Source organism: Streptomyces sp. NPDC002564 (assembly GCF_042889645.1).
GTDB lineage: Bacteria > Actinomycetota > Actinomycetes > Streptomycetales > Streptomycetaceae > Streptomyces.
Genome location: NZ_JBIARE010000005.1, coordinates 326,240 through 350,064, shown reverse-complemented (window position 1 = coordinate 350,064; position 23,825 = coordinate 326,240). Strand labels below are relative to the sequence as shown.

The 23,825-nt window shown below is 73.5% G+C and carries 24 protein-coding genes; 9 read left to right on the top strand and 15 right to left on the bottom strand.

What is annotated here, in order from left to right; all coding sequences use genetic code 11:
• Window positions 1-19 precede the first annotated feature (19 nt).
• Both ACFYXE_RS20550 and ACFYXE_RS20545 read left to right on the top strand, forming a co-directional pair.
• Window positions 20-517: a methylated-DNA--[protein]-cysteine S-methyltransferase gene (locus tag ACFYXE_RS20550; RefSeq protein ID WP_361173584.1), complete on the top strand. Its 498-nt coding sequence runs from the start codon at window positions 20-22 to the stop codon at window positions 515-517.
• Complete coding sequence (locus tag ACFYXE_RS20545; RefSeq protein ID WP_389314271.1) at window positions 514-1,236, top strand: 2OG-Fe(II) oxygenase; 723 nt, start codon at window positions 514-516, stop codon at window positions 1,234-1,236. Before ACFYXE_RS20550 ends, ACFYXE_RS20545 begins: the two co-directional genes overlap by 4 nt.
• A gap of 34 nt (window positions 1,237-1,270) precedes the next feature.
• On the opposite strand, the gene ACFYXE_RS20540 is transcribed toward ACFYXE_RS20545, so the two are convergent.
• From ACFYXE_RS20540 to lnt, 5 genes are all read right to left on the bottom strand, one after another.
• Window positions 1,271-1,930: an alpha-ketoglutarate-dependent dioxygenase AlkB gene (locus ACFYXE_RS20540; protein WP_389314269.1), complete on the bottom strand. Its 660-nt coding sequence runs from the start codon at window positions 1,928-1,930 to the stop codon at window positions 1,271-1,273.
• A gap of 72 nt (window positions 1,931-2,002) precedes the next feature.
• Window positions 2,003-4,363: a phosphoketolase gene (locus tag ACFYXE_RS20535; protein ID WP_389314267.1), complete on the bottom strand. Its 2,361-nt coding sequence runs from the start codon at window positions 4,361-4,363 to the stop codon at window positions 2,003-2,005.
• 201 nt (window positions 4,364-4,564) lie between these two features.
• Window positions 4,565-5,734 (bottom strand): methyltransferase, encoded by a 1,170-nt coding sequence (locus ACFYXE_RS20530; RefSeq protein ID WP_389314265.1) that lies wholly within the window; start codon window positions 5,732-5,734, stop codon window positions 4,565-4,567.
• A 45-nt stretch (window positions 5,735-5,779) separates the two neighbouring features.
• On the bottom strand, window positions 5,780-6,259 hold the full coding sequence (locus tag ACFYXE_RS20525) for an NUDIX domain-containing protein (RefSeq protein WP_389314263.1): 480 nt from the start codon (window positions 6,257-6,259) through the stop codon (window positions 5,780-5,782).
• 75 nt (window positions 6,260-6,334) lie between these two features.
• Window positions 6,335-7,951 carry an apolipoprotein N-acyltransferase gene (gene lnt, locus ACFYXE_RS20520; RefSeq protein WP_389314261.1) on the bottom strand — a complete coding sequence of 539 codons (1,617 nt, stop codon included), beginning with the start codon at window positions 7,949-7,951 and terminating at the stop codon, window positions 6,335-6,337.
• Between the two features lie 244 nt (window positions 7,952-8,195).
• Between lnt and ACFYXE_RS20515 the strand changes: the two genes are divergently transcribed.
• Window positions 8,196-9,251 carry an O-antigen ligase family protein gene (locus tag ACFYXE_RS20515; RefSeq protein ID WP_389314259.1) on the top strand — a complete coding sequence of 352 codons (1,056 nt, stop codon included), beginning with the start codon at window positions 8,196-8,198 and terminating at the stop codon, window positions 9,249-9,251.
• A 46-nt stretch (window positions 9,252-9,297) separates the two neighbouring features.
• Here the strand turns inward: ACFYXE_RS20515 and ACFYXE_RS20510 are convergent, their stop codons facing one another.
• Together ACFYXE_RS20510 and ACFYXE_RS20505 are read right to left on the bottom strand one after the other, a co-directional pair.
• Window positions 9,298-9,846 carry a hypothetical protein gene (locus ACFYXE_RS20510; protein WP_361173608.1) on the bottom strand — a complete coding sequence of 183 codons (549 nt, stop codon included), beginning with the start codon at window positions 9,844-9,846 and terminating at the stop codon, window positions 9,298-9,300.
• Window positions 9,847-9,974: 128 nt separating this feature from the next.
• Window positions 9,975-10,763 (bottom strand): glutamate racemase, encoded by a 789-nt coding sequence (locus ACFYXE_RS20505; protein WP_389314257.1) that lies wholly within the window; start codon window positions 10,761-10,763, stop codon window positions 9,975-9,977.
• A gap of 58 nt (window positions 10,764-10,821) precedes the next feature.
• On the opposite strand from ACFYXE_RS20505, the gene ACFYXE_RS20500 reads away from it, so the two are divergent.
• Window positions 10,822-12,012 carry a glycosyltransferase gene (locus tag ACFYXE_RS20500; RefSeq protein ID WP_389314255.1) on the top strand — a complete coding sequence of 397 codons (1,191 nt, stop codon included), beginning with the start codon at window positions 10,822-10,824 and terminating at the stop codon, window positions 12,010-12,012.
• Between the two features lie 32 nt (window positions 12,013-12,044).
• Here ACFYXE_RS20500 and ACFYXE_RS20495 read toward each other — a convergent pair whose 3' ends face one another.
• Entirely contained in the window at window positions 12,045-13,337 is a 1,293-nt protein-coding gene (locus tag ACFYXE_RS20495) for a TerD family protein (protein WP_389314253.1), read from the bottom strand.
• A 180-nt stretch (window positions 13,338-13,517) separates the two neighbouring features.
• On the opposite strand from ACFYXE_RS20495, the gene ACFYXE_RS20490 reads away from it, so the two are divergent.
• Entirely contained in the window at window positions 13,518-14,201 is a 684-nt protein-coding gene (locus ACFYXE_RS20490) for a GAF and ANTAR domain-containing protein (protein WP_389314251.1), read from the top strand.
• A 210-nt stretch (window positions 14,202-14,411) separates the two neighbouring features.
• Here the strand turns inward: ACFYXE_RS20490 and ACFYXE_RS20485 are convergent, their stop codons facing one another.
• From ACFYXE_RS20485 to ACFYXE_RS20475, 3 genes are all read right to left on the bottom strand, one after another.
• On the bottom strand, window positions 14,412-15,314 hold the full coding sequence (locus tag ACFYXE_RS20485; protein ID WP_389314249.1) for an ANTAR domain-containing protein: 903 nt from the start codon (window positions 15,312-15,314) through the stop codon (window positions 14,412-14,414).
• A 406-nt stretch (window positions 15,315-15,720) separates the two neighbouring features.
• On the bottom strand, window positions 15,721-16,665 hold the full coding sequence (locus tag ACFYXE_RS20480) for a sucrase ferredoxin (protein WP_389314247.1): 945 nt from the start codon (window positions 16,663-16,665) through the stop codon (window positions 15,721-15,723).
• Window positions 16,662-17,921 (bottom strand): cupin domain-containing protein, encoded by a 1,260-nt coding sequence (locus ACFYXE_RS20475; protein WP_389314245.1) that lies wholly within the window; start codon window positions 17,919-17,921, stop codon window positions 16,662-16,664. The genes ACFYXE_RS20480 and ACFYXE_RS20475 overlap by 4 nt, the downstream gene beginning before the upstream one ends.
• Here ACFYXE_RS20475 and ACFYXE_RS20470 point away from each other — a divergent pair.
• Entirely contained in the window at window positions 17,909-18,400 is a 492-nt protein-coding gene (locus tag ACFYXE_RS20470; protein ID WP_389314243.1) for a hypothetical protein, read from the top strand. The genes ACFYXE_RS20475 and ACFYXE_RS20470 overlap by 13 nt on opposite strands.
• A 172-nt stretch (window positions 18,401-18,572) precedes the next feature.
• On the top strand, window positions 18,573-18,983 hold the full coding sequence (locus tag ACFYXE_RS20465; RefSeq protein ID WP_389314241.1) for an ATP-binding protein: 411 nt from the start codon (window positions 18,573-18,575) through the stop codon (window positions 18,981-18,983).
• A 98-nt stretch (window positions 18,984-19,081) separates the two neighbouring features.
• Here ACFYXE_RS20465 and ACFYXE_RS20460 read toward each other — a convergent pair whose 3' ends face one another.
• Window positions 19,082-19,210 (bottom strand): LPFR motif small protein, encoded by a 129-nt coding sequence (locus tag ACFYXE_RS20460; RefSeq protein ID WP_268251272.1) that lies wholly within the window; start codon window positions 19,208-19,210, stop codon window positions 19,082-19,084.
• Window positions 19,211-19,343: 133 nt separating this feature from the next.
• Entirely contained in the window at window positions 19,344-19,712 is a 369-nt protein-coding gene (locus ACFYXE_RS20455; protein ID WP_389314239.1) for a VOC family protein, read from the bottom strand.
• A gap of 63 nt (window positions 19,713-19,775) precedes the next feature.
• On the opposite strand from ACFYXE_RS20455, the gene ACFYXE_RS20450 reads away from it, so the two are divergent.
• A complete protein-coding gene (locus ACFYXE_RS20450; RefSeq protein ID WP_389314237.1) occupies window positions 19,776-20,288 on the top strand; it encodes a MarR family winged helix-turn-helix transcriptional regulator in 513 nt (170 codons plus the stop codon).
• Window positions 20,289-20,531: 243 nt separating this feature from the next.
• On the opposite strand, the gene ACFYXE_RS20445 is transcribed toward ACFYXE_RS20450, so the two are convergent.
• Complete coding sequence (locus ACFYXE_RS20445; RefSeq protein WP_361173642.1) at window positions 20,532-20,951, bottom strand: hypothetical protein; 420 nt, start codon at window positions 20,949-20,951, stop codon at window positions 20,532-20,534.
• A 561-nt stretch (window positions 20,952-21,512) separates the two neighbouring features.
• On the opposite strand from ACFYXE_RS20445, the gene ACFYXE_RS20440 reads away from it, so the two are divergent.
• Entirely contained in the window at window positions 21,513-22,082 is a 570-nt protein-coding gene (locus ACFYXE_RS20440) for a DUF3291 domain-containing protein (RefSeq protein WP_389314235.1), read from the top strand.
• Between the two features lie 16 nt (window positions 22,083-22,098).
• On the opposite strand, the gene ACFYXE_RS20435 is transcribed toward ACFYXE_RS20440, so the two are convergent.
• Complete coding sequence (locus ACFYXE_RS20435; RefSeq protein WP_389314233.1) at window positions 22,099-23,631, bottom strand: hypothetical protein; 1,533 nt, start codon at window positions 23,629-23,631, stop codon at window positions 22,099-22,101.
• Window positions 23,632-23,825 lie beyond the last annotated feature (194 nt).

The window sequence follows — 23,825 nt, the reverse complement described above, 5'->3', positions numbered from 1 at the left end:
CACGACCGAGGAGAGTCCGATGACCGTCTACACGACGATCGACAGCCCGCTGGGCGAGCTGCTGCTGGTGGGCGAGAAGTCGGCCACCGCCCGGGGCGGCACCGCGCTGGCCTCGCTGTCCATGCCGGGCCAGAAGGGCGGCGCCGCCGTCCGGGACGGCTGGGTGCGCGACGACGCGGCGTTCGACGCCGTCGTCACGCAGCTGCGCGCGTACTTCGCCGGGGACCTGACGCACTTCGACATCGAGTACGCCGCCGGGGCGGGCACCGACTTCCAGCGCAGGGTCTGGGACGCGCTGGAGACGGTCCCCTACGGCACGACGACCACCTACGGGCGGCTCGCCGAACAGCTGGGCCTCTCGCGCGCCGCCGTCCGGGCCCTCGGCACCGCCATCGGCCGCAACCCGCTGCTCGTGGTGCGCCCCTGCCACCGGGTGATCGGCGCCGACGGCTCCCTGACCGGCTACGCGGCCGGCCTGGAGCGCAAGCGGCGCCTCCTCGACCTGGAGGCGGCATGACCACCACCGCACGGCGCCCCGGCGCCGTCCTCGACACGGCCGACTGGCCCGCGCTCACCGCCGAGCTCGACGCCCACGGCTGCGCGCTCACGCCCCGGCTCCTCGACCCGGCCGCCTGCCGCGGCATCGCCGAGCTCTACGCCGACCCCGCGCTGTTCCGCTCCACGGTCGACATGGCCCGCCACCGCTTCGGCTCGGGGCAGTACCGCTACTTCACCCACGACCTCCCCGGGCCCGTCGCGGAGCTGCGGGCGGCGCTCTATCCCCGGCTGCTCCCCGTCGCCCGCGACTGGGCGGCGCGGCTGGGCCGCCCGGCCCCCTGGCCCGACTCCCTGGCGGAGTGGCTCGACCGGTGCCACGCGGCGGGCCAGGACAGGTCCGCCCAGATCCTCCTGCGGTATGCGGCCGGCGACTGGAACGCCCTGCACCGCGACCTGTTCGGGGACCTGGTCTTCCCCTTGCAGGTGGTCATCGGCCTGGACGAGCAGGGCGTCGACTACACGGGCGGCGAGTTCCTGCTCGTGGAGCAGCGGCCGCGGGCGCAGTCGCGGGGCACCTCGACCGTCCTGCCGCAGGGCCACGGCCTGGTCTTCACCACGCGCGACCGCCCGGTCCGCTCCGCGCGCGGCTGGTCGGCGGCGCCGGTCCGGCACGGGGTGAGCACGGTGCGGTCGGGGCTGCGGAGGTCCTTGGGGCTGGTCTTCCACGACGCGGCGTGAGGGGGCGCGGCGCCCCGTGCGGGCCGCGCCGCCCTCACCCGTCGTCCGCGAGCCCGCTCACCCGGAGCGTGATGTTCAGCCGCCCGGTCAGCCCCAGCTCCGGGGGCGCGGTGTCGGGGACGATCCGCGGCACCCCGTGGTAGGCGAGGCGGGACGCGCCCCCGAAGACGACCAGGTCGCCGCTGCGCAGCTCGACGTCCCGGTAGGGCCTGGCGCGGCTCTCCGGGGTGCCGAAGCGGAAGACACCCGTGTCGCCGAGGCTCAGCGACACCACCGGCGCCCCGGACTTCTCGTCGCTGTCGCGGTGCATGCCCATGCGCGCGTCGGCGTCGTAGAAGTTGACGAGGGCGATGTCGTACGCCTCCCCGGTGGCCTGCCCCGCCTCGGCCGCCGCCCGCCGGCCGAGCTCGGCGAGCCACGGCGGCATCGGCTTCACCGGGGCGCCGTCGCCGTCCACGGCCGTGCGCGCGTACCCGTACGGATACCAGTGCCAGCCCAGGCCGAACTGCCGCGCCGTCATCGTGCCGCCGCCGGGCGTCCGGACCAGGCGCAGTCCGGCGGGCGGCCTGGCCCACCGGCGGCACGCCTCGACCATCCGCAGCTGCTCCTGCGGCGTCAGCCAGTCCGGCAGGTGCGCCGCCCCCGGGCCGAGGGGGGTGCGGGTCCGGGGGAACAGTTCGTCGGGCGGTGCCATGCGCGTCCTTCGGTCGTCACTCTCCCCTCACGGTGGCACACGGGTCCGACAACGGCCTGATCCGCGGGCGGGTCAGTAGGGCCAGGTCCAGTCGGCGACCTCGGGCAGGTCGGTGCCGTGCTCGCGGATCCACGCGTGGTGGCGGGTGCGGGCGTCCGCCATCGCCTGGCGCACGGCGGTCGCCCGCACGGCCAGGCCCGGGACGCGGTCGATGACGTCCATGACCAGGCGGTACCGGTCGAGGTCGTTGCGCACGACCATGTCGAACGGCGTGGTCGTCGTCCCCGCCTCCAGGTAGCCGCGCACATGCAGGTTGGCGTGGCCGGAGCGGCGGTAGGCGAGGCGGTGGATCAGCCACGGGTAGCCGTGGTAGGCGAAGACCACCGGCTTGTCGCGGGTGAAGAGCGCGTCGTACTCGGGGTCGGCCATGCCGTGCGGGTGTTCCTCGCGGGGCATGAGGCGGGCGATGTCGACGACGTTGACGACGCGCACGGACAGCTCGGGCAGGTGCTCGCGCAGCAGCGCCGCCGCGGCGACGACCTCCTGCGTGGGCACGTCGCCGGCGCAGGCGAGGACCGCGTCGGGGTCCCGCGTGCCGTCGTCCGTGCCGGCCCACTCCCAGACACCCGCCCCGCGCGCGCAGTGGGCGCGGGCCTGGTCGAGGGTGAGCCAGTCGAAGCAGGGCTGCTTGCCCGCGACGACCACGTTGACGTAGTCGCGGCTCCGCAGGACGTGCTCGGTCACGGAGAGCAGGGTGTTGGCGTCCGGCGGCAGGTAGACGCGCACGACTTCCGGGCTCTTGTTCAGGACGTGGTCGACGAAGCCGGGGTCCTGGTGCGAGAAGCCGTTGTGGTCCTGGCGCCACACGTGCGAGGTGAGCAGGTAGTTGAGGGACGGCACGGGCACCCGCCAGGGCAGCGCGCGCGAGGTCTTCAGCCACTTGATGTGCTGGTTGACCATGGAGTCGACGATGTGGACGAACGCTTCGTAGCAGGAGAACAAGCCGTGCCGGCCGGTGAGGGTGTACCCCTCCAGCCAGCCCTGGCAGAGGTGCTCGGAAAGGATTTCCATGACGCGGCCGTCGTGCGCGAGGTGCTCGTCGGTGTCCAGGACCCGCGCCTGCCACGCCTTGCCGGTGGCTTCGTAGAGGGCACCCAGGCGGTTGGACTCGGTCTCGTCCGGGCCCACGACACGGAAGTCGCGGCGCCCCGCGGTGTCGGCCATGACCTGGGCGAGCAGTTCGCCCGCGACACGGGTCGGCTCGTGCAGGACGGTGCCCGGCTTGTCGACGGGGACGGCGAACCGCTCCAGCGGCGCCAGGGGCAGCCCGCGGGTGAGCCGCCCGCCGTTGGCGTACGGCGTGGCGCCGAGGCGCCGCTCGCCCTCGGGCACGCAGGACAGCACCTGCTCGGTGGGGCGGCCGTCCGCGTCGAAGAGCTCGGCGGGGCGGTACGAGCGCAGCCACTCCTCCAGCTGCCGCAGGTGCCGCGGGTTCTCGCGGACCTCGGGCAGCGGCACCTGGTGCGCGCGCCAGGTGTTCTCGACGGGCTTGCCGTCCACGTCGCCGGGACCGGTCCAGCCCTTGGGCGTCCGCAGCACGATCACGGGCCAGCGGGGGCGGTCCCGCTCGCCCTCCTGCCGGGCGGCCCGCTGGATCGCGGCGATCCGGTCGAGGGCCTGGTCCATGGCCTCGGCCATCGCCTGGTGGACCGTGCTCGGGTCGTCGCCCGCGACGTACAGCGGTTCGTGGCCGTAGCCCGTGAGCAGCGCGTCGAGCTCGGCCTCGGGCAGCCGGGCGAGGACCGTCGGGTTGGCGATCTTGTAGCCGTTCAGGTGGAGGATCGGCAGCACCGCGCCGTCGTGCACGGGGTCGTGGAACTTGTTGGCGTGCCAGGAGCCGGCCAGCGGCCCGGTCTCCGCCTCGCCGTCGCCGATCACGCAGGCGACCAGCAGGTCCGGGTTGTCGAGGGCGGCTCCGTAGGCGTGCGCGAGCGAGTAGCCGAGCTCGCCGCCCTCGTGGATCGATCCGGGCGTCTCGGGCGCCACATGGCTCGGCACCCCGCCGGGGAAGGAGAACTGCCGGAACAGCTTCGCCATGCCTTCCGTGTCCCGGGTGACGTCCGGGTACACGGCGCTGTACGAGCCCTCCAGCCAGGAGTTGGCGAGCACGGCGGGGCCGCCGTGGCCCGGGCCCCACACGCACAGCGTGTCCTGGTCGCGCTCCCGGATGACGCGGTTGAGGTGCGTGTGGACGAAGTTGAGGCCGGGCGAGGTGCCCCAGTGGCCGAGCAGGCGCGGCTTGATGTGCTCGGGGCGCAGCGGCTCGGCCAGCAGCGGGTTGCTCATCAGGTAGATCTGTCCGACGGCCAGATAGTTGGCGGCCCGCCAGTGGGCGTCGAGTGCCGCCAGGTGGTCCTTCGCCAGGGGTGCCACGGAATCTCCTCGCAGGGTACGGACGTACGCCGGGGTCGCGGATACGGCAGAGTGCCGTACGGGTTCCACGGGAGCGGCCGGTCAGTCGTGCGGAACGCGCGCGGCGCCGCGTCCAGCACATCAGCCGTGCCGGGCGACCGCCACCGGGCGGGCCGCGGGAGGGCCGAACGGGCCCCGGGAGGAGAGGGTCCGGGCGGGGGTTCAGCCGCCGTTCTTCACGGCGCGCAGGAGGACGAACTTGGGGTCGCTCGCCACGACTTCGGCGTTGCCGAAGAGCTTGCGGAGCTTCACGTGGTAGCCGAGGTGGCGGTTGCCGATGACCCAGAGCTCGCCGCCGGGGCGCAGGGCGGCGCGGGCGCCGGAGAACATGCGGCGGGCGGTCGCGTCGGTGGTGGCCTGGTGGCTGTGGAAGGGCGGGTTGTTCAGGACGAGGTCCACCGTGCCCCGGGGCACGGCCGCGAGCGCGTCGCCGGCCACGAAGTGCGCCGTGGCGTCCGCGGCGGCGTTCGCGCGGAAGGTGGCCTCGGCGGAGGCGACGGCCTGGAACGACTCGTCGATGAAGGTGACCGTGGCGTCGGGGTCCGCGACGGAGGCGGCGGTGCCGAGCACGCCGTTGCCGCAGCCCAGGTCGACGACGTGGGCGGCGCCGCGGGCGCGCGGCAGATGCTTGAGGAAGAAGCGGGTGCCGATGTCGAGCCGGTCGGCGCAGAAGATGCCCGCGTGGTTGACGACGGTCAGGCCCGCGCCCGCCCCGGAGTCGGCGGGCAGCGCGTAGCTGACCGGCCAGGGGCTGGGCCCCGGCGCACGGGCCGGGTCCGGTGTGCTGAAGACGAGCCGCGCCTTCTGGCGGGCCAGTGACGTCCTGGTCGGCCCGATGATCCGCTCGAAGAGCTCCAGGGTCGACGTGTGGATCTCGGTGACCATGCCGGTGCCGACGACCACGGTGCCCTCGTGCACGGCGGGCGCGAGCCGGTGCAGCTGGTCCTCCAGGAGGGCGAGGCTCTTCGGTACGCGGACCAGGAGCACGTCGACGCGCGGGGGCGGGGTGTCCCTGGTCGTCAGGAGGCGAGCCGCGTCCGGCGCATGTCCGGCCCTCGCCAGGTTGGCCCGGGTCGCCCGCTGCGCGAGGAAGGAGTCGGTGATCTGCACCGGCACGCGCGCGTGGCCCGCGAGCGCGGTGGTCAGCGCGCCCCACCGGTCGCCGACGACGGCCACGGTCCCGGCGAGGTCGACGGCCGCCGCCCCCTCCTCGCCCGCGAGGTGCCGCAGCAGATAGGCGTCCGCCGCCGACCAGGCGCGCAGCTGGTCGCGGGGGTCCTCCGGGAAGCGGGTGAGGTCGTACGCGCCCCATGACGTGCTCAAACGGTTCATCGTGACCTCAGGCTAACGGAGAGCCGACGGCGCGGCGGCGGCGCGTCAGGGCCGGGTGACCGGCGCGAACCAGGTGGGTTCGTCCGCCAGCGCCTGCTTGATCCGGAACAGCGAGAACTCGTGCAGGTCGGGCAGCGCGTCCACCGCGAACCAGCCCACCTCGAGGGACTCGTCGTCGTTGACCCGGGCCTCGCCGCCGACGGCCCGGCAGCGCAGCGTGATGTCCATGTACTGGCAGGTGTCGCCGTTCTCGTACGTGACCTGTTCGAGGGCCTGCACCAGGACCACGCGCTCGGGCACGCAGTGCACGGCCGTCTCCTCGTACACCTCGCGCACCGCGCAGTCGGCGGGCTGCTCGCCGGGGTCGGGGATGCCGCCGATCACCGACCACCGGCCGTTGTCCGAGCGGCGGCCGAGCAGCACCCTGCCCTCGTCGTCGAAGACGATGGCGGTGACCCCGGGGAGCCACAGGAGCTGCTGTCCGGCGTCGGCCCGGATCGTGCGAATGAAATCAGGAATAGCCATGCCCCGACCCTAACGGCGGGGTGTCATCGCCCTTGGCCGGACCGGGGGTTGCCGTGCCCGGCCCGTGCCCGGGGACTAGTCGCGCGCGGCGCGCCGGGCCCGCGCCGCCGAGGTGACGGCCCAGCCGAGGCCGCCCGCGGCGATGAGTACCAGGATGCCCTCGGGCAGCACGCCGAGGCGGGTCGCCGGGGTCCGCGAGGAGCGCAGCGGCACCTCCTCGACCAGCGAATCGGCGGTGTACCAGGTCGTCTTGGCCCTGACCTTGCCGTCCGGCATGATCACGGCGCTGACGCCGCTGGTGACCGGGACGGCGACGGCCCTGCTGTGCTCGACCGCGCGGATCCGGGACATCGCGAGCTGCTGGTAGGTCATCTCGCTGCGGTCGAAGGTGGCGTTGTTGCTGGGCACCGAGATGATCTGCGCGCCGTGGGTGACGGTGTCGCGCACCGCCCAGTCGAAGGCGGCCTCGTAGCAGGTCGCGAGGCCGACCTTGGTGCCCGCCATGGTGAACACGCCGGGCGCGGTGCCGCGGCTGAAGTCCCTGCGCACCAGGCCGACGTCGCTGCTGAAGGTGCTGATGAGGGAGCGCAGCGGGATGTACTCGCCGAAGGGCTGGATCTGGCGCTTGTCGTAGGTGTCGACGGGGCCCTTCTCCGGGTCCCAGAGGATCTGCTCGTTGTAGAGCTTGCCGTCCTTCTCTCTCTCGACGACGCCGCCGACGGACACCGGTGCCCCGATGGCCTTGACCGCGCCCTCGATGGCCAGGCGCGCGTCGGGGTTGGCGAACGGGTCGATGTCGGAGGAGTTCTCCGGCCACAGCACGAGGTCGGGGCGCGCGACCTTGCCGGCCTTCACCTCGGCGGCGAGGCGTTCGGTCTCGCGCACGTGGTGGTCGAGGACGGCGCGGCGCTGCGCGTTGAAGCCGAGGCCCGCGCGCGGCACGTTGCCCTGGATCGCGGCGACGGTGGCCGTGCCGTCCTCCGCGTCGTCGCTGACGAGCGGCTTCGCCGCGAAGGCGCCGGCGACGGGCACCAGCACGCTGAGCACGGCGGCGGCCACGGCGCCACGGCGTACGACGCCACCGCCGCGGGCGGCGAGGAGCCCGCGGACGACCTCGTGGAGCCCGAAGCCGCACAGGACGACCGCGAAGCCGAGCACGGGTGTGCCGCCGAGCGCGGCGAGCGGCAGGAAGGCGCCGTCCGCCTGGCCGAAGGCGATCTTCCCCCACGGGAACCCGCTGAACGGCACGCGCGCGCGGGCCGCCTCGCCCGCGATCCACAGGGCCGCGGCCCACAGCGGGGCGCCCGGCAGCCGCGAGACGACCGCGATGCCCGCGCCGACCAGCGCGACGAAGACCGCCTCGACGGCGGCGAGCGCCAGCCACGGCCCGGGGCCGACCTCCACACCGGTCCACACCAGGAGCGGCAGCAGGAAGCCGAGGCCGAAGAGGTAGCCGAGGCCGAGGCCCGCCTTCCAGGTGCGGCCCCGCAGACACCAGGCGAACAGGGCGAAGGCGGGCAGCGCGAGCCACCACAGGGTGCGGGGCGGGAAGCTGACGTAGAGCAGCACTCCGGAGAGGGCCGCCACGGCGGCGGGCACGAGCCGGCGCAGCACGCGCAGGGCTCGGGAGGCCTGCGGGGGCCGCGGTTCGCGCATGTCCGGCTCGTCGACGGGAGTGGTGGTGGCGGTCACCCGGGGAGTGTACGGCGCGTCACCCGAGGGTCGACAGCTCGGTGCCCCGGCCCCGGAGGGGCTCCTTCGGCGGGCGCGACCGGCCGCACGCGGCGATGTGGGACGAATCGTTCCTGCACAACTGGCCCCACACCGGGGCAACAGCCGTTAACGTGTGGCCGAGTCCCTCACGCCCGGCCCGTCCACGCCTCCGTGGAGCGGGCCCGTGCCGGTGGGGGCCCGTCATACACCGGGGGGCGACGGGGTGGGGTCAACGGGGACGGCCGCGCCGACCGGTCCGGCATCGGCGCACGAGCGACGCAGCGCGTCCGACGCGACGGGCGCGACGCTGCTCGGCGCCTGCGCAGCCTGGGCACTGGTCACCGCGGGTGTGCACGGCGGCAGCCCCGAGGGCGTGCTCCTCGCGGTCCTCGCCGTGGCCGCCGGGTTCGCGGGCGGACGGATCTGCGGGGCGCTGCTGCCGGTCGCCGCGCCCTGCGCGGGCGCGTTCGCGGCGCTCTGCCTCGCCGTGGCGGCCCCGCGTCTGTCGATCGCCCCGTCCTCTCCCCTGGGCCATGTCGGCGCCACGGCGGCGCTGCTCATCCTGTCGGCGGGCGCGGCCTGCTGCGCGGCGTGGGCGGCCGGGACCGCGGGTGCGCGGCTCGTGCTGCGGCTGCTCGCGGCGGGCGTCGCCGGGGTCGCGGCGGCGCTCGGCTCGCCGGTGGGCTGTGCGGGGTGCGTCGTGGTGCTGCTCTGCTCGCTCGCGGCGGCCCGGGTGCGCCGCAGGGCCCTCGGCGTCGCCGGGCTCGCCCTGGCGTCGGTGCTGGTCACGGGCCTGTCGCTGGCGGTGGCCGACGACGCGCTGCCGGGCGGTCTCGCCTCGTCCGTGGAGGGCGGGCTCGGCCGGCACCGGGTGCTCCTGTGGCAGGACGCGGCGGGCATCGCGGAGCGCGAGCCCGTGATGGGGGTGGGTCCCGGGCGGTTCGGCGAGTTCAGCCCCGCGGTCTCCGAGAACCTTCTGGCGGACGGGAAGCCGCACTCGGCGCCGCTGCAGCAGGCGTCGGAACAGGGACTGGTCGGGCTCGGGCTGCTGGCGGCGGTGTTCGGCTGGCTGCTCTACGCGCTGTGGCGGTCGCCCGGCTCGACACAGGTGGTGCTGTCCGCGGGCGCCGCCCTGACGGCGCTGGCGGCCGTGGCGACGGTGGGCAACGCGCTGAGCGTGACGACGGTGACGACGGGGGCGGGCCTGCTCGCGGGCATCGCGACGGCGCGACCGCTGGCCGAGGAGTCCCCGGAGGGTGCCGCACCGCGTGCCGACTGAGCCGCACGCGCGCTGTGGCGGCGCCGGAAGCGGCGGCCTCCGGCCGTCAGGCCGGGTTGCCCTGGAGCCCCAGCCGGTGCCGGATCGCCCGCACCGCGGACTCGGCGTTGTCGACCGTCACCGTGAACTTGTGGCCGTCGCCCAGGCTGAGCACCAGCCCCTCGCCGCGCCGGACCACGACGGCGGTGCCCTTCTCGGGCCGCCAGCGGTAGCCCCAGCCGCCCCATTGGCGGGGCGTGACGGCGGGCGCGAAGTCCGCGCCGACGACGTGGGAGAGCGGGATGTGGCGGCGCGGCAGCCCCAGATGGCCGCAGCGCACCTCCAGGAAGTCCTTGTCGACCTTCACGGCCACATGGACGAAGGCGAGGGTCCCGAAGAGCATCAGCAGTCCCGCGGCGATGCATCCCACCACGGACATGACCAGGGGCGCGATGCCCGAGGTCCACATGGAGTCGACGGCCAGCTCGATGCCGAGCGCCAGGCAGGCGGCCCCGGCACAGGCCAGCAGCCACTGCACGCGGTTGGTCGCGCGTCCGGTCCAGACTTCGGGCGGGCCGTCGGAAGCGGCCCACTCGTCGTGGGGTTGGTCCCTCATGCCATCGAGACTACTCAGATTCCGCCGCGAAGGCACCGCGTCGCGGAGAGTGACCAGCCACCCGGGGCCCGTCCGGCGGGTGTCCCCCGCCGTGTGGCACCTCGGCCGTCCGCCGGGGCCCGCGGGGGCTACAGCGCCGGGCTGACCGCCGCGAGCATGCGCCCCTCCGCGTACGTGAGCGCCGTGCGCGGCAGCGGTTCCTCGCGGCCGCTGAGCAGCACGGTGAGGCCGGGGGCCACGGTCGCGGCCTCGGCGCCGGTCCGTGCGCCGGCCCTGCGCAGCGCCTGGGCGGCGACCGCGCCCGCCGAGCCGTGCAGCACCAGGGGCGGCAGACCGGACTGCTGCACGGCGGCGCGAATGCGCTCGGCGACCAGCTCGTAATGGGTGCAGCCCAGGACGACGGCCCTTACATCGCGCGGGGTCAGGGCAGCCGCCGCGGCGATCGTCTCGTCGATGGCCTGCTCGTCCGCGTACTGCACGGCGTCGGCGAGGCCGGGGCAGGGCACCTCGGTGACGGGGACACCGCTCGCGAACTGTTCGATGAGCCCGCGCTGGTAGGGGCTTCCGGTGGTGGCGGGCGTGGCCCAGATGGCCACCGGTCCGCCGCCCGAGGCGGCGGGCTTGATCGCGGGCACGGTCCCGATGACCGGGATGCCGGGCTCCAGGAGGGCCCGCAGGGCGGGCAGCGCGTGCACGGACGCGGTGTTGCAGGCGACGATCAGCGCGTCGGGGCGGTGCGCCGCGGCGGCCTCGGCGACGGCGAGCGCGCGACCGGTGAGGTCCTCGGGCGTGCGGGGCCCCCACGGCATGCCGTCGGGGTCCGAGGAGAGGACGAGATCGGCGTCCGGCCGCAGGCGTCGTACCGCGGCGGCCGCGGCGAGCAGTCCGATGCCGGAGTCCATGAGCGCGATCTTCACCCGGTCACCATAGTCGATGGGCCCCACGGGCCCCGTGCCGTGGGGCAGACTTCGGCGGATGAGCGCCGTTGCCTGGATCGCCGCCGGATCGCTTGCCGCTTGGCTGTGGCTCCTGCTGGGGCAGGGCTTCTTCTGGCGCACCGACGTGCGTCTGCCACCATGCGGGGAACCCGGCCGGTGGCCCTCGGTCGCCGTCGTGGTCCCCGCCCGCGACGAGGCGGCCGTCCTGCCCGCGAGCCTGCCCTCGCTGCTCGCCCAGGACTATCCGGGGCGCGCGGAGATCTTCCTCGTCGACGACGGCAGTTCGGACGGCACGGGCGAGCTGGCCCGCGCGCTGGCCGAGCGGCACGGCGGGCTGCCACTGACCGTCGGCTCCCCGGGCGAACCGCCCGCCGGGTGGACGGGCAAGCTCTGGGCGGTACGCCACGGCATCGGCCTGGCACGCGCGCGTGGCCCCGAGTACCTGCTGCTCACCGACGCGGACATCGCCCACGAGCCGGACAGCCTGCGCCGGTTGGTGGCCGCGGCGGACCACGGGCGCTTCGACCTCGTCTCGCAGATGGCCCGGCTGCGGGTGGAGAGCCTGTGGGAGCGCCTGGTGGTCCCGGCGTTCGTCTACTTCTTCGCGCAGCTCTACCCGTTCCGCCGGATCGGCAGGAAGGGTGCGCGCACGGCAGCGGCGGCGGGCGGCTGCGTGCTGCTGCGGACGGAGGCGGCCGAGCGGGCCCGGATCCCGGACGCCATCCGCCAGGCCGTGATCGACGACGTGGCGCTCGCGCGGGCGGTCAAGCGCTCCGGCGGGCACATCTGGCTCGGCCTCGCGGAGCGCGTGGACAGCGTGCGCCCGTACCCGGGCCTCGGGGACCTGTGGCGGATGGTGTCGCGCAGCGCGTACGCGCAACTGCGCCACCAGCCGCTGCTGCTCCTGGGGACGGTCGCCGGTCTCGCCGTGGTGTACCTGGCCCCGCCGGTGGCGCTGTGCGCGGGTCTCGCCACGGGGAACGCGGTGGCGGCGGGGGCCGGTGGCCTCGCCTGGCTGGTGATGACCGCGACGTACCTGCCGATGCTCCGGTACTACCGCCAGCCGCTCTGGCTGGCCCCGCTGCTGCCCGGCACCGCGTTCCTGTACCTCCTGATGACGGTGGACTCGGCGGTGCAGCACTACCGGGGGCGGGGCGCGGCCTGGAAGGGCCGGACGTACGCGCGCCCCGACGGCACGGCCGCGGAGCCCTCGCCCGAGCGGCCGTGAACCGCCGTCGGCCCGGTGGGGGCCGGTGGGGGTCACTTCCTGCCGGGCGTCCAGTTCATGCCCCACCCGTAGGCGTGGTCGATGGTGCGCTGCGGGCTCACGCCGCGGTCGGGCACCAGGTAGCGGGCCTCGCGCTGGACGACGAGGTCGCCGCCGTTGTTGGTGATCAGGGCGAGCGCGCACACCGTCGAGGGGACCGTGCACTCGTCGAGCGAGAAGTCGATAGGGGCGCCGTGCTGCGGCTGGAGGGTCACCGTGGCGTTGAGGTCGGCGAAGCTGCGTGCGCCCTCGTAGATCGTCACGAAGATGACGATGCGCCGGAAGTCCTTGATGTGGTCGAGGTTGACCGTGAGGTTCTCGCCGGTGGAGACGGCGCCGGTGCGGTCGTCGCCGTCGAGGAGGATGTACGGGGGCTGGTTCAGGGCGCCGAAGGCGTTGCCGAGCGCCTGGACGACGCCCTTGCGGCCGTCGGCGAGTTCGTAGAGGGCGCACAGGTCCAGGTCGAGGTCGGCGTGCATGGCGACGGCACGGCCGAGCTTGGCGCCCCAGCCCTTGAACTGCTTGCGCACCTGCCAGTTGAGGTTCACCCGCAGGCCGCCGGAGGTCCCGCCCTGCTTCGTCAGGGAGACGGAGGGGGCGTCCTTGGTCAGGGTGACCTTGGTCAGGCGTACGGGCGTGGGGGCGGCCGCGGGGGCCGGCGGGGGCGGCGGCGCCGGGGCGGCGGGGGTGACCGGGGACGGGGCGGGGGCGGGCGGGGCCGGGGCGGGCGTGGCGGCCGGGGCGGGCGCCGCCTGTTGCGGCTCGTCGACCGTGATGCCGTAGTCCGTCGCGAGCCCTTCCAGGCCGCTGCCGTACCCCTGGCCGACGGCGCGGAACTTCCACGCGCCCTGTCTCCGGTACAGCTCGCCGAGGACGAACGCGGTCTCCACGGTCGCGTCGGCGCTGTCGTAGCGCGCGATCTCGGCGCCGCCGGCCGCGTCCAGTACGCGGATGTAGAGGCCGGGGACCTGACCGAACGTGCCGCCGTCCGACGATGCCGCGAGCACCACGGTCTCGATGTCGGGCTCCACGCGCGCGAGGTCGACCGTCAGCGCGTCGACCACGCCGGCGTCCGAACGCTGCTTGCCCTCGTACCGTACGGCGCCGGAGGAGTGGCCCGGCTGGTTGTAGAAGACGAAGTCCGCGTCCGAGCGCACCTTGCCCGAGCCGGAGAGCAGCAGCGCGGAGGCGTCGGCGTCGGGCACCCCCGCTCCGGCACCCCACCCCAGTTCGATCCGTACGGCGGGCGCCGGTACGGGAACGTTCGATCCTTTAGGCATTGTCATGTCCGCCCCCACTACAGGTCGCCGTGTCCGGCGGGGTCGCCGTGTCCGTTCATGACCAACCTATTACCCGAACCCCGGAGAGGCCCACGACCGGGCCCCGGCGTCCGGCACCGCTCCGGGTTTTGCCATGGTTCCTGAGAAGCTGGGGCCGTCGGCACGTACTGCAGGGATGAGGATCCGATGAACTGGCAAGCGTTCGCCGTGAAGATGGCGTCGATGGCGCGCGACCTGCTGGCCCAGGAGTCCGTGACGGCCACCCTGGACAAGGTGACCGCTTCGGCGGTGGAGCTGGTCGAGGGGTGCGACGCCGCCGGTGTCCTGATCCTGCGCAAGAAGCAGGTCCAGACCCTGTCCCCGACCGAGCCGCTGGTCGAGGAGAGCGACCGGCTGCAGGAGAAGCTCGGCGAGGGCCCCTGCTTCGACGCCGCCTGCACCGGCCATCCCGTCTTCCGCATCGCCGACGTCGAGAAGGAGCAGGTCCGCTGGCGCGCCTACGCGCCGCGGGCGCACGCCCTGGGGATCGGCAGCATGATGGGCTTCCTGCTCTACACCGAGGACGAGGACAACCTCGGCGCGCTCAACCTCTACTCCCGCAGCCCCGGCGCGTTCACCGACGCCAGCGAGACCGCGGGGTGGCTGCTGGCCTCCCATGCCGCCGTCGCCTTCTCCTCCGCCCGCGAGCACGCCGACATGCAGCGCGCGGTGGCGACACGCCACATCATCGGCGAAGCCATCGGGATCCTGATGGCCCGCCGCCGCCTGACCGAGGACGAGGCGTTCGACGTGCTGCGCCGCTACTCCCAGGAGAACAACGTCAAGCTCCACGAGGTCGCCCGTCAGCTCTGCGAGCACGGCACCCTGTGAGCGGGCCGGTGAGCGCCCCGACGTAGGGGGGCGGCTCTCCTGGCTCCGAGCCGAACCAGGAGAGCCTCGGCGCCGGCCGACCCCACGGGGATTCACCACGGCCTGCGCCATCGGTCCCGGGTCCCCCGTCATGGGCCCCTCACACACCGCGTCCCCGGCTTCTTCGGATCTTCTCCGGGCGCGGCCGCTTTCTCCGGCCCCGGCGGGACGTCAATCGCCCTCGGGCGGCCGTGCGGCGATACGGCCCGACTGGTGGATGAACTCCAGGGCGGCCAGCACCACGCTGTGCTGGTGCCACGCCAGCCACCTGCCCACCGCGCTCGCGACGTCCTCCAGCTCCCGCAGTTGCCGGCCGTCCAGCGGCGTCGGCGGCGTGTCGTGGAGGCTGCTGATCACTCCGCGGAACGCACCGTCGTGCCCGGTCACGGGGACGTTGACGAGGGCGTGGACGTCTTCGGAGAGGAGGAGCCTGCGCATCTCCTCGTCGAAGTCGGTGGCGGTGGCCGTGTCGAGGACCGTGATCCGGGAGCGGGCGATGAGGGCGCGGGCGTACGCGGTGTCGGCGTCGACACAGGCCAGGTGGTCGCGGAATCTCTGCGTGTACCCCTGCTGCTGTTCGAGGCGCAGCAGCCCGGCCTCGTACAACTGCACGCTGCCCCGGGTGCCGCCCGTCACCCGCAGCACCCTGCGCAACGCCGCGGCGAGGACCTCGCCCTGGTTGAACGGGCTCAGTCCCTCGCCGACGGCGTGCAGGGAGGGGATGGGCTGGACGACGCGGTGCGGGAACCACTGGGCCGCTCCCCTGGCCGGCGCACGGGTCACGGCGAGGGCGGCGGCGAGCCGGTGCAGTTTCACGTTCCACCGCTGCGAGGCCGTCTTCATCAGTGCGAACGCCTCCTCACGGCCCGACAGCCCGTAACGGCCCGTCAGCACGCCTTCCGCGTAGGCGACCTGGGTGCGGGCCAGCAGACGGGTGTTCAGGCTCGCGACGCGCTCACGCAGTCCCTGCACCTCGTCCGGGGTGCCGGTACCGGGGCTTGCTCCCGGCGCGCCGGCGGGTGCGCCGTCGGACGGCACCCGGGGCGAGCGGGAGGGATGGCGAGAGGGCTTCACGGCGGCCTCCATGACAGCAGCCGAAGGGGCAGGGACGAGCCCCTGTCACAAGGAGATGGCGGCCGCTGACCGGCGACCGCCATCTTCCCTGTACGCACAGGGGCAAGTGCCTGCCTTCCGAAGCACTCGACCGTCACCCTATCCAACCGAAGTTCGGCCCGCACAGTCTCGGTCGAGGCGGGGCCGCTCGGCCCGACCTGCGGGTTGGACTCCAAGCGGCCGCACCCCAGTCCTCAGCGGGTAGTGTGCGCAAAACGACGTTGAGCGAGTGCAAACCCTCCGGAGGTCGGCAGCGTCGAGGCTCTCCTGGTTGAACCCACAGCCAGGAGAGCCACCCATGGCCCGTCCTCTCCCCGGGTCTCTTCCCGCCCCGTCCGCCCCACGGACAGCGCCGCCGCGGACCGGTTCACGGACGGACGACGGCGATCGACACGGCCTCGTAGACGGCGGTGGAACTCATCGACAGGCCCCGGCACGTCAGTTGACGCCGGGGCGTTCGATGGGACCGGATCTCGACCTCGTACGCCGGTGCATCCGAGGACCGGCCCCGGACGCGGACGAGCCAGCGGTCGTCGTCGCGCGTGGTGTCCTCGACGGTGTAGTGGTGCCGCCCGGCCGGGCCGAAGCGGCCGAGGAGGGCCGCCACCGCGGTCTGCTGGGGCGGGAAGAGGTCCGTGTATCCGCGCAGGTGGTCGGCGTGCACGCGGTCGGCGAGGTGCGCCTCGACCACGGTGAGGGACGACGCGGCGTCGAGGCCGCCGTAGTAGACCCCGTCGGGCACGACCACCACGTTGGCGGCGAACCGGTCGCCGCCCACGTGCGAGCACTCCCACACCAGGTCCGGCCAGCGCTCGCTCAGGGCCCGTGCCACCGGGCGGCCGCGCACCGCGCAGCAGGCGTCGTGCGTTCCGTGGGCGCAGACGAGGACCACGGGCGGGCCCGAGGGGTCCGGGGGCGGGGGGCCGGGCGCGGCGAGGGCCTCGGCGATGCCCGCCAGGTCCTCGTCACGGTGCCAGACGCCCCATGTCGCGCGGTGGGCGCCGTGGTCGTCGTACCGCAGTACGGCCCAGCGCCGCGGTCCGTCGGCGGCACGGCGGCCGTGCCGCCTGATCAGCAGGATGCGTGCGCGCACTGCTTGTGCGGCGGTGAACACCCGCTGCTTGGTGCCGGGGTCCAGGGGAAGGCCGTCGAAGCCGTTGGGCGGCCAGCCGCCCGGGTACTCGACGAGGACCCAGGTCGTCCCGTGGGGGGCGGTGCCCGCCGCGGGGTCGCTCCGCAGGCGGGCTGCTTCGGCGCAGAAGAACCTGGCCTGCGGGCCCGCGGCGGCTCCGTCGTGGTCCGGCCGGGTCATGGTCCGGCGGGCACCAGGACGCCCGCGCGCAGCAGCCGTTCGACGAGTTCGAGGCCCAGATCGTGTGCGACGTGGACGTGGGGGGCGCGGGGGTCGTCGCCGTACCGGCTGTCTTCGTCGTCCTGGCCGTCGAGCAGGCGACGGATCGTCGGCAGGTCCTGTTCCGTGATGTCGAGCCAGCCGACCCGCGTGTGCAGGCGACGGCCCGTCAGGCGGGCCTCCAGTGCGTCGCGGAGACGCACCGGCGAGTCGGGGGTGAGGCCGTCGACGGCCGTGAGTTGGGCCAGCGGTCCCAGGGGCGCGGGGCGGGACTGGCCGCGCCGGGCCCGGTGGAACAGCGGGGTGGGGTCAGCCCGTGTCAGGGCCTCGGCCAACCGTTCGCGGACCATGGCGAGCCCGTCGTCCTGGCCGTCGGCGCCGAGCGGCAGGGAGGCGCGCATCTGCGGGTCCTCGCGCAGCAACGCCAGTGCGGACTGGGCGAGTTGTTCGGCCAGGGCGTGATGTGTCCAGGTGTGGACGCCGAGCGTCAGGTGGATCGACACGGCGCCCTGTGCCTCGGCCGCGTGCAGCCACCCGCGCGGCAGGTAGAGCACGTCGCCCGGCGTGAGGACGGTGTCGAGGTGGGGGTCGCTCTTCGCGGCCGCCGCGACGGCGTCCCGGCGATCGGTCCAGGGCTGGTCGCGCAGCGGGTCGGGGTGGACCGGCTCGTGGATCATCCAGCGCTTGGTCCCCGCGATCTGCAGGACGAAGACGTCGTGCACGTCGTAGTGGTCGTCGAAGCCGCGGTTCTGCGGGGGCGTGACGTACGCGTTGGCCTGCACGGGGTGGCCCAGTTCGGTGCCGAGCCCGGTCACGAAGTCCGCCACCGGTTCCCAGGTGCGGTGCAGGGCCTGGAGGACGAGGGTCGCGCCGTCGGCGAAGCTCCGCCACAGGGCGGTGTCGTCGAGCTGGTCCGCGATCGTGGCGCCGACTCCGGCCGGTGCGGTGAAGGACGTCTCGGGGAGGGTGGCTCCGTCCTTGGCGACGCGGAGGAACGGCGTGCGCAGGCCGCGTCGGGAGATCAGTTCGTCGACGGCGTCGGCGGAGAAGAGGTCGGCGAAATCGCCGGCTCCCCGGGTGAGGAGCGGGGTGCGCGCCCAGATGTCACGGGCGAATTCCTGTCGGGTCAGGCGGGTCAGGCGGGTCAGGCGTTCGTGCGGGACGCCGTCGCCCGGCTGGGCGTCGGCGTCCCGGAGCTCGAGGGGTGAGCTGCTCAAACGGCACTGCCGGACTCGTCGGCACCGCCGTCGGCACCACCGTCGTGGACGCCCGGCGTACCGGCCGCGCCACCGTCCGCCGGACCCTCGGCACCGCCGTCGGCACCACCGTCATGCACGCCCGGCGTACCCGCCGCCCCACCGTCCGCCGGACCCTCGGCGCCACCGTCGGCACCACCGTCGTGGACACCCGGCGTACCCGCCGCCCCACCGTCCGCCGGACCCTCGGCGCCACCGTCGGCACCACCGTCGTGGACACCCGGCGTACCCGCCGCGCCACCGTCCGCCGGGCCCTCGTTCTGGTTCGGGTCCTGCTCGGGGTTCGTCATGTCTCCTCCTGGAAATCGACGGTCGGGGCCGGACGAGTGCGTTGGGTACCCCCGTCTCCCCGCTTCAACACAAAACTCACCCATACGGTTCGCACCAGCAACCCGAGCAGCGGCGGAACGGCGGCGCCGCCCGGCTCGCGTCGCCGCTGAGCACCGCCACCGGAGTGACACCGGCACGGGCGGTCCGCACGGGCGGTCCGCACGGGCGGTCCGCACGCCCGGTGGCGTACCGGCGGTGTCCGGCGACATGGAGCGGCCGGGGCGGGGTACTGGCCGGTGAGAGTGGAAACGGCCACTTATGGACTGGATGGGACGGGAATTCATGCGGGACGAAGCTGCGGTCACCGCCGTGGGATGGGCGCGCTCCTTGCCCGTGAGCAGTGGCGTGAAGGCCGCCCGGGACTGGACACGAAGCCATCTGGAGAGCCTGGACTGGTTCGCGAAGGAGCCCGACCAGGTGGATGCCGTGCTGCTGACCGTGTCGGAGCTGGTCACCAACGCCCACATTCATGCGCACAGCGACGCCCAGCTCATCCTCACCTGGGACTGCGCGTGCCTGCACGTCACCGTGCACGACTCCGCGGGCGGCCTGCCGCAGCCCCGGGAAGCCTCGGAGGACGCGCTGGGCGGCCGCGGCCTCATGCTCGTCGACGCGATGGCCGACCAGTGGCAGATCAGATCGTGCACGAGGGGGAAGGACGTCATCGCCTGCTTTCGGCCCGCCACCGCGTGACGGGCGCCGCGTCGGCGACATGACGGAAGAGCGGTGATGACGGAAGGGCGGTGCCGGCCAGAGACCGGCACCGCCCTTCCGCTGGGCCCGCTTCGTGGTCAGTGGTGACCGTGGGCGCTGGCGGACGCGCCCCCGAAGAGCCGCGCGACCGCGCGGAAGGGAAGCGTGACGACCGTGGCAATGGCTCCACCGATGGCGCGCAGAACATCCGCGATGGCCTTCAGCATTTCGGGACCTCCAAGAACGGTTTTGCTTTCTTGCGTCACGAGCTGCGAACTCCCGCACAAGCTGCTTTCCACCGGGTGCCCGTGGATCAGTGCCGGAAACCGGCGCCCCCTTCGCTTCCCGGCACGGGAGGCCTCAGGCGCGGTCGTGCAGCGTGAGGTGGTAGCCGTCGGGGTCGGCGAAGGTGAACGTCCGCCCGAAGGGGCCGTCGACCGGGGCGGAGACGATGGTGTGGCCGTCGGCGACGAGCGCGTCGTGGACGGCCTGGACGTCGGTGGCGTGGAGCCAGATCGCGGCACCGATGCCGGGCCGGGCGACGGCGGCGAGATCGGTGCCGGGAACGACCTCGCGAAGGGCGAACGCGATCGGCTTCGTCTCGAAGACGACGGCGTGCGGCGGGCCCGTCCGCGAGCGGACGAGGCCCAGGTACTGCTCGTAGAAGGCCTGTGAGGCGTCGAGGTCGCGCGCCTGGAGCGAGATGAAGTCGGGGCCGGTGACGGGCATGGTGATGCTCCTTCTCTCCGTGTCAGCTATCTGACACGCAAGAACGTATGTCAGAATACTGACATGAGTCAAAAGCGTCCCGGAGTCGACCTCGACACCTCACTGGGCTACTTGCTGAAAGAGGCGTCGAGCGCCTTGCGCGCGGCGATGGAGGAGGTGCTGCGCCCCCTCGGGATGAGCGTGACGCACTACTCCTGCCTCGAACTGCTGGCCCAGCGGCCCGGCTTGTCGAACTCCGAGCTCGCGCGGGGCGCGTTCGTGACCAGGCAGTCGATGAACGTGCTGCTCCAGGCCCTGGAACGGGACGGGTACGTGACCAGGCCGGCGGAGGCACCCGTGGGGAAGGCCCTGCCGGCGCGGCTGACGCCCCGCGGCCGTCGGAGCCTGGAGAAGGCGACGGCGGCGGTCCGGTCCGTCGAGGTCAGAATGCTGGGCGGCATGACCGAGGCCGAGCAGTCCCAGGCGTTCCGGGTCCTGCGGGGCATGATCCATTCCCTGCGTGACGGCGATGCGGCTCCGCCCGGGGGCGTGGACCGGCCCCCGCGGGATGGAGGCGCAGGTTTCCCATCGCAGTGACCCGCGGGGCCGATGTCCCACGGTTACCCGCCCATGCGTCCGCCACGCAGGACCCGTCCACTCCGCGGAACAACCCCCGGAGGAAACCCCGGAGGGCCTACAGGGTGAACCGGCCCCGGGTGCGGCCGTTCACCGCGCTCAAAGGGGGGTGTGCGGTGCCGAGATGACCGCAGTCCCGTCCTTTCGGGCGACTGCCCGTCTCTCCCGGCGGGTTCGGTCGCAGGACGCACGGGCGGGCGACACCTAGGCGACCGGCACGGGGGTGATGCTCAGGGCGCGGACAAGGGCGGCCTCGGTCTCCGCGCTGAAGAACCCCCTGATGCCGCGCAGGAGTTGGAGCGCGGTGCGGACCCCGACGGGGAGCGGGACGGGCATGCCCGTGGTCTGCACGAGATGCTTCTCGGGGGCGGTCCGCGCCGCCTCCAGATGGGCCTGGGCCAGGCTCAGATCACCGCTGCCCGCGTGCTGGACGGCGCTGGTCAGATCGCGTGAAGCGCTGAGCGAGATGTCGAGAAGTGCTTGGAGGGCGCTCTTCGTCTCGTCGGGGAGCACGGGCGCCCGGGTGTGGTCCTGAACCGCGGCGCTCAGATGGCCGCCGGCCCGGTCGAGGATCTTCACGATGGCGGTCAACCGGCCTGCCTCCAGAAGTGCCTGAGATGCCATGGCGAATCCTTTCATCACCTCAATCACCGATTCCGTAACTCAAGCGTTATCACCGGGCCCGGCGCCGCGCGAACCTCCGCGCGGGGGCGCACTGCACGCGCAGAGAGAGGCCCGGCTGCGCAGGAAGGGGAGTTGAGGCACACGGCGGCGCACGTCTCGCGCACCGACCGCACCCTCCGAGGCGCACGGCGGCCCACCCCGCGGCTCACCGGCAGCACACGCCGAGGTTCGACGGCCGCACCCTCCGAGGCGCACCCGGCGCCGACGCCGGGCAGTGCCGCCCGCACACGCACCCCCAGCCGCTGAGCTGCCGCGACGGCCTGTATCAGAAGCCACAGGTACAGGGAAAACACAACGTCGACAGAGCCCGCCGAGGCGGCTACCTTCACTGATCCACGGCAATCGCCCGTGGCCGTAAAGGAGTTCCCCCCAGGCCGAGCCGCGCGCGACGGGGCGCGTCGGTCCCGCCCCACGCCCCCGCGCCCCCGGCGCACGGCCACCGCACCGGGACCGGGCCGCACCAGGCACCCCGCACAGGCACCCCGCACCAGGGAGAGACGTATGCCCCATCTTGCTCTGTACACCTTCGGCGTCCTGAAGTCACCTCTCGCCGATCCCGCACCTCTCACCCGGGAGTTCCACGCCAGCGGCGAGGCCGTCTACCGGGAGGTCGGGCGGCACCCCGGATACATCGCGCGCGCCGAAGCGGCGGATCGCGGCCCGGGCGACTTCGAGGCGGACTGGGGCGCGTGGGGAGCGTTCACCGTCCCGGCCTGGTACGACAAGGGCCGCACGGTGGACACCATCGCGCTGGCCACGACCCTCTCGCTCTGGACGGACCTGCGCCCCGCCTTCGACGCCATCTACACCGGCCTGCACCGCGCGGCGCTGAACAGGCGTTACGACTGGTTCGAGCGGTCCGAGCACCCCAACTACGTGTTCTGGTGGGTCCCCGACGGCGTGATACCCACCTGGCAGGACGGGGTCTGCGCGCTGGAGCACCTCCATGCCCACGGCGCCGCACCGCGCGCCTTCACCTTCCACCACGCGTTCGCCCCGGACGGGACTTCGGCCAGGGTGACCGGCACCGGGCTGCCGAAGGGCGACCGCCTCGCCGACAAGGGAGCCTGATCAGGCCTCGGAGTCATCACTCGATGTCGGTGCCCGGTTCGACGTCCTCCGTATCCTTGTCCTTGCCGCTCTCCGCCACCTGCCTCAGGAGCCGGCCGAGATCCGGATGGAGCACGTCATGGTGGCCCCCCACCGGAATCCGCTGGGACCGGAAGAGGGAGGACGAGTCGACATTCGTGTACGACATCTCCCCGAGGTCCCGCTCGGAGGCCGCGTCCACGGTGATGTCGGGAGGGCCGTCGACACCCTGGATCCCGTCGAAGCCGAGGGCGCCCCACTTGCGGCTCATCGTGGCCATCTCCGCCGTGTCGCCCATCATTTGGGCCGACAGCGGATACATCACGCCCAAGTGCGTGTCGAGATGGGAGAACGTACAGACCAGCGGGCCCTCGATACGCCGTCGCAGGCCCCACAACGCCCCGTGCCCCGAGACCTGTTGAGGCAGGCTGTCGGCGAAGGCGAAGTGGGACATCTCCGCCTGCAGCAGGGTCAGCGACGCGAGGCGGCCGGTGTCCTGGCCCCCCGACTCCAGGCCGCGCAGGGCGAACCCGGCAAGGCGCCCCCCGAGCCCGTGGCCGACCAGATGGATCCGCGTTCCGGAGGAGTCGGTCAGGTCCGCGAGGAACGGTCCGAGGCCCGCCTCCCCCACCGCGCCCGCCCTGCGGCGCAGCACGTGCCGGACCACCTGGCGGAACAGTTCGTGGGCGCCGCGCCACACCTCCGCGTACTCCTGCCGGTCCCGGTCCTGTCCCACGGGCCCGCCGCCTGCCGCCGTGCCCACGCGGCTCACCCGGTCGCTGAGCGGCTTGGCGGGCCGGTGGCCCGCGACCCGGATCTCGGGGAGGGTGCCCTCCTCGGACACCGGGGAGTCGGGGTCGCCGGTGCCGGTCTCGTGGCGGGCGGGCTCGCCGGGGTCCTCGTCCCCGGATTCGACCAGATCGTCCAGTACGCCCGCGAACTCGCAGCACATCGTCTTCGTGTCCTCGAAGAGCATGAGCGGGTCGGCCTGCGGAAGGATCTCGCCCTCCGTGTCGGCACCGAATTCGGTGAGCGGATCCTGCAAGGGGTTCTCCGCGAGCCGACGCAGCGCCGACCCCAGGTCGTCGAACGCGCCGTCGTGCACCGGACGTTCATTGAGCAGCCCGATGATTTCGGACAACAGGTTTTCACTGTCCGGCAGTCGCCGCCGCAGGTCGTCGCCCATCGCCGCGCTGATACCGGGCCGCGCCTCTTCCTCACGCGTCGTCTCGTCCTCCGCGTGGCCCCAGATGCCCTCGTCCCGGAAGCAGAGCGACGGCCAGCGCACGGTGAGCAGACCCACCTCACGCGAGGCGTCGCCCCACGCCTCGGCGAGGATCGCGCAGAACGCGTCGTCGGCGGCCTCGGACACCGTGTCGTCGTTGTGTGCTCCGTGCGCCAGTACGTACAGCTCCCGGACACCGCTGTCCCGTACGGCCTCGCGCACGCGCCGGGCCTCTTCCGGATCGAGCTCCGCCCGCCGGCCGAAGTGCAGAGCGCCGAAGTCGTGGAACGCATGCTGTGCTGACATGACTCAACTTCCTTAGGGCGCCACCCGGGCGGACGTCCGGTGGGGAACGGGAGCGGCGCGGGCCGTGCGGTCCGCCGGACCGCGTGGCGGCCGCGACCGATCACATGAGGACCATCCGGTGCCCCACCCGCCGTCGCGCACTCACCGCACGCCACGGATGTACGCAGTTTCTACGCCGTTGGTGCGTGCCCGCG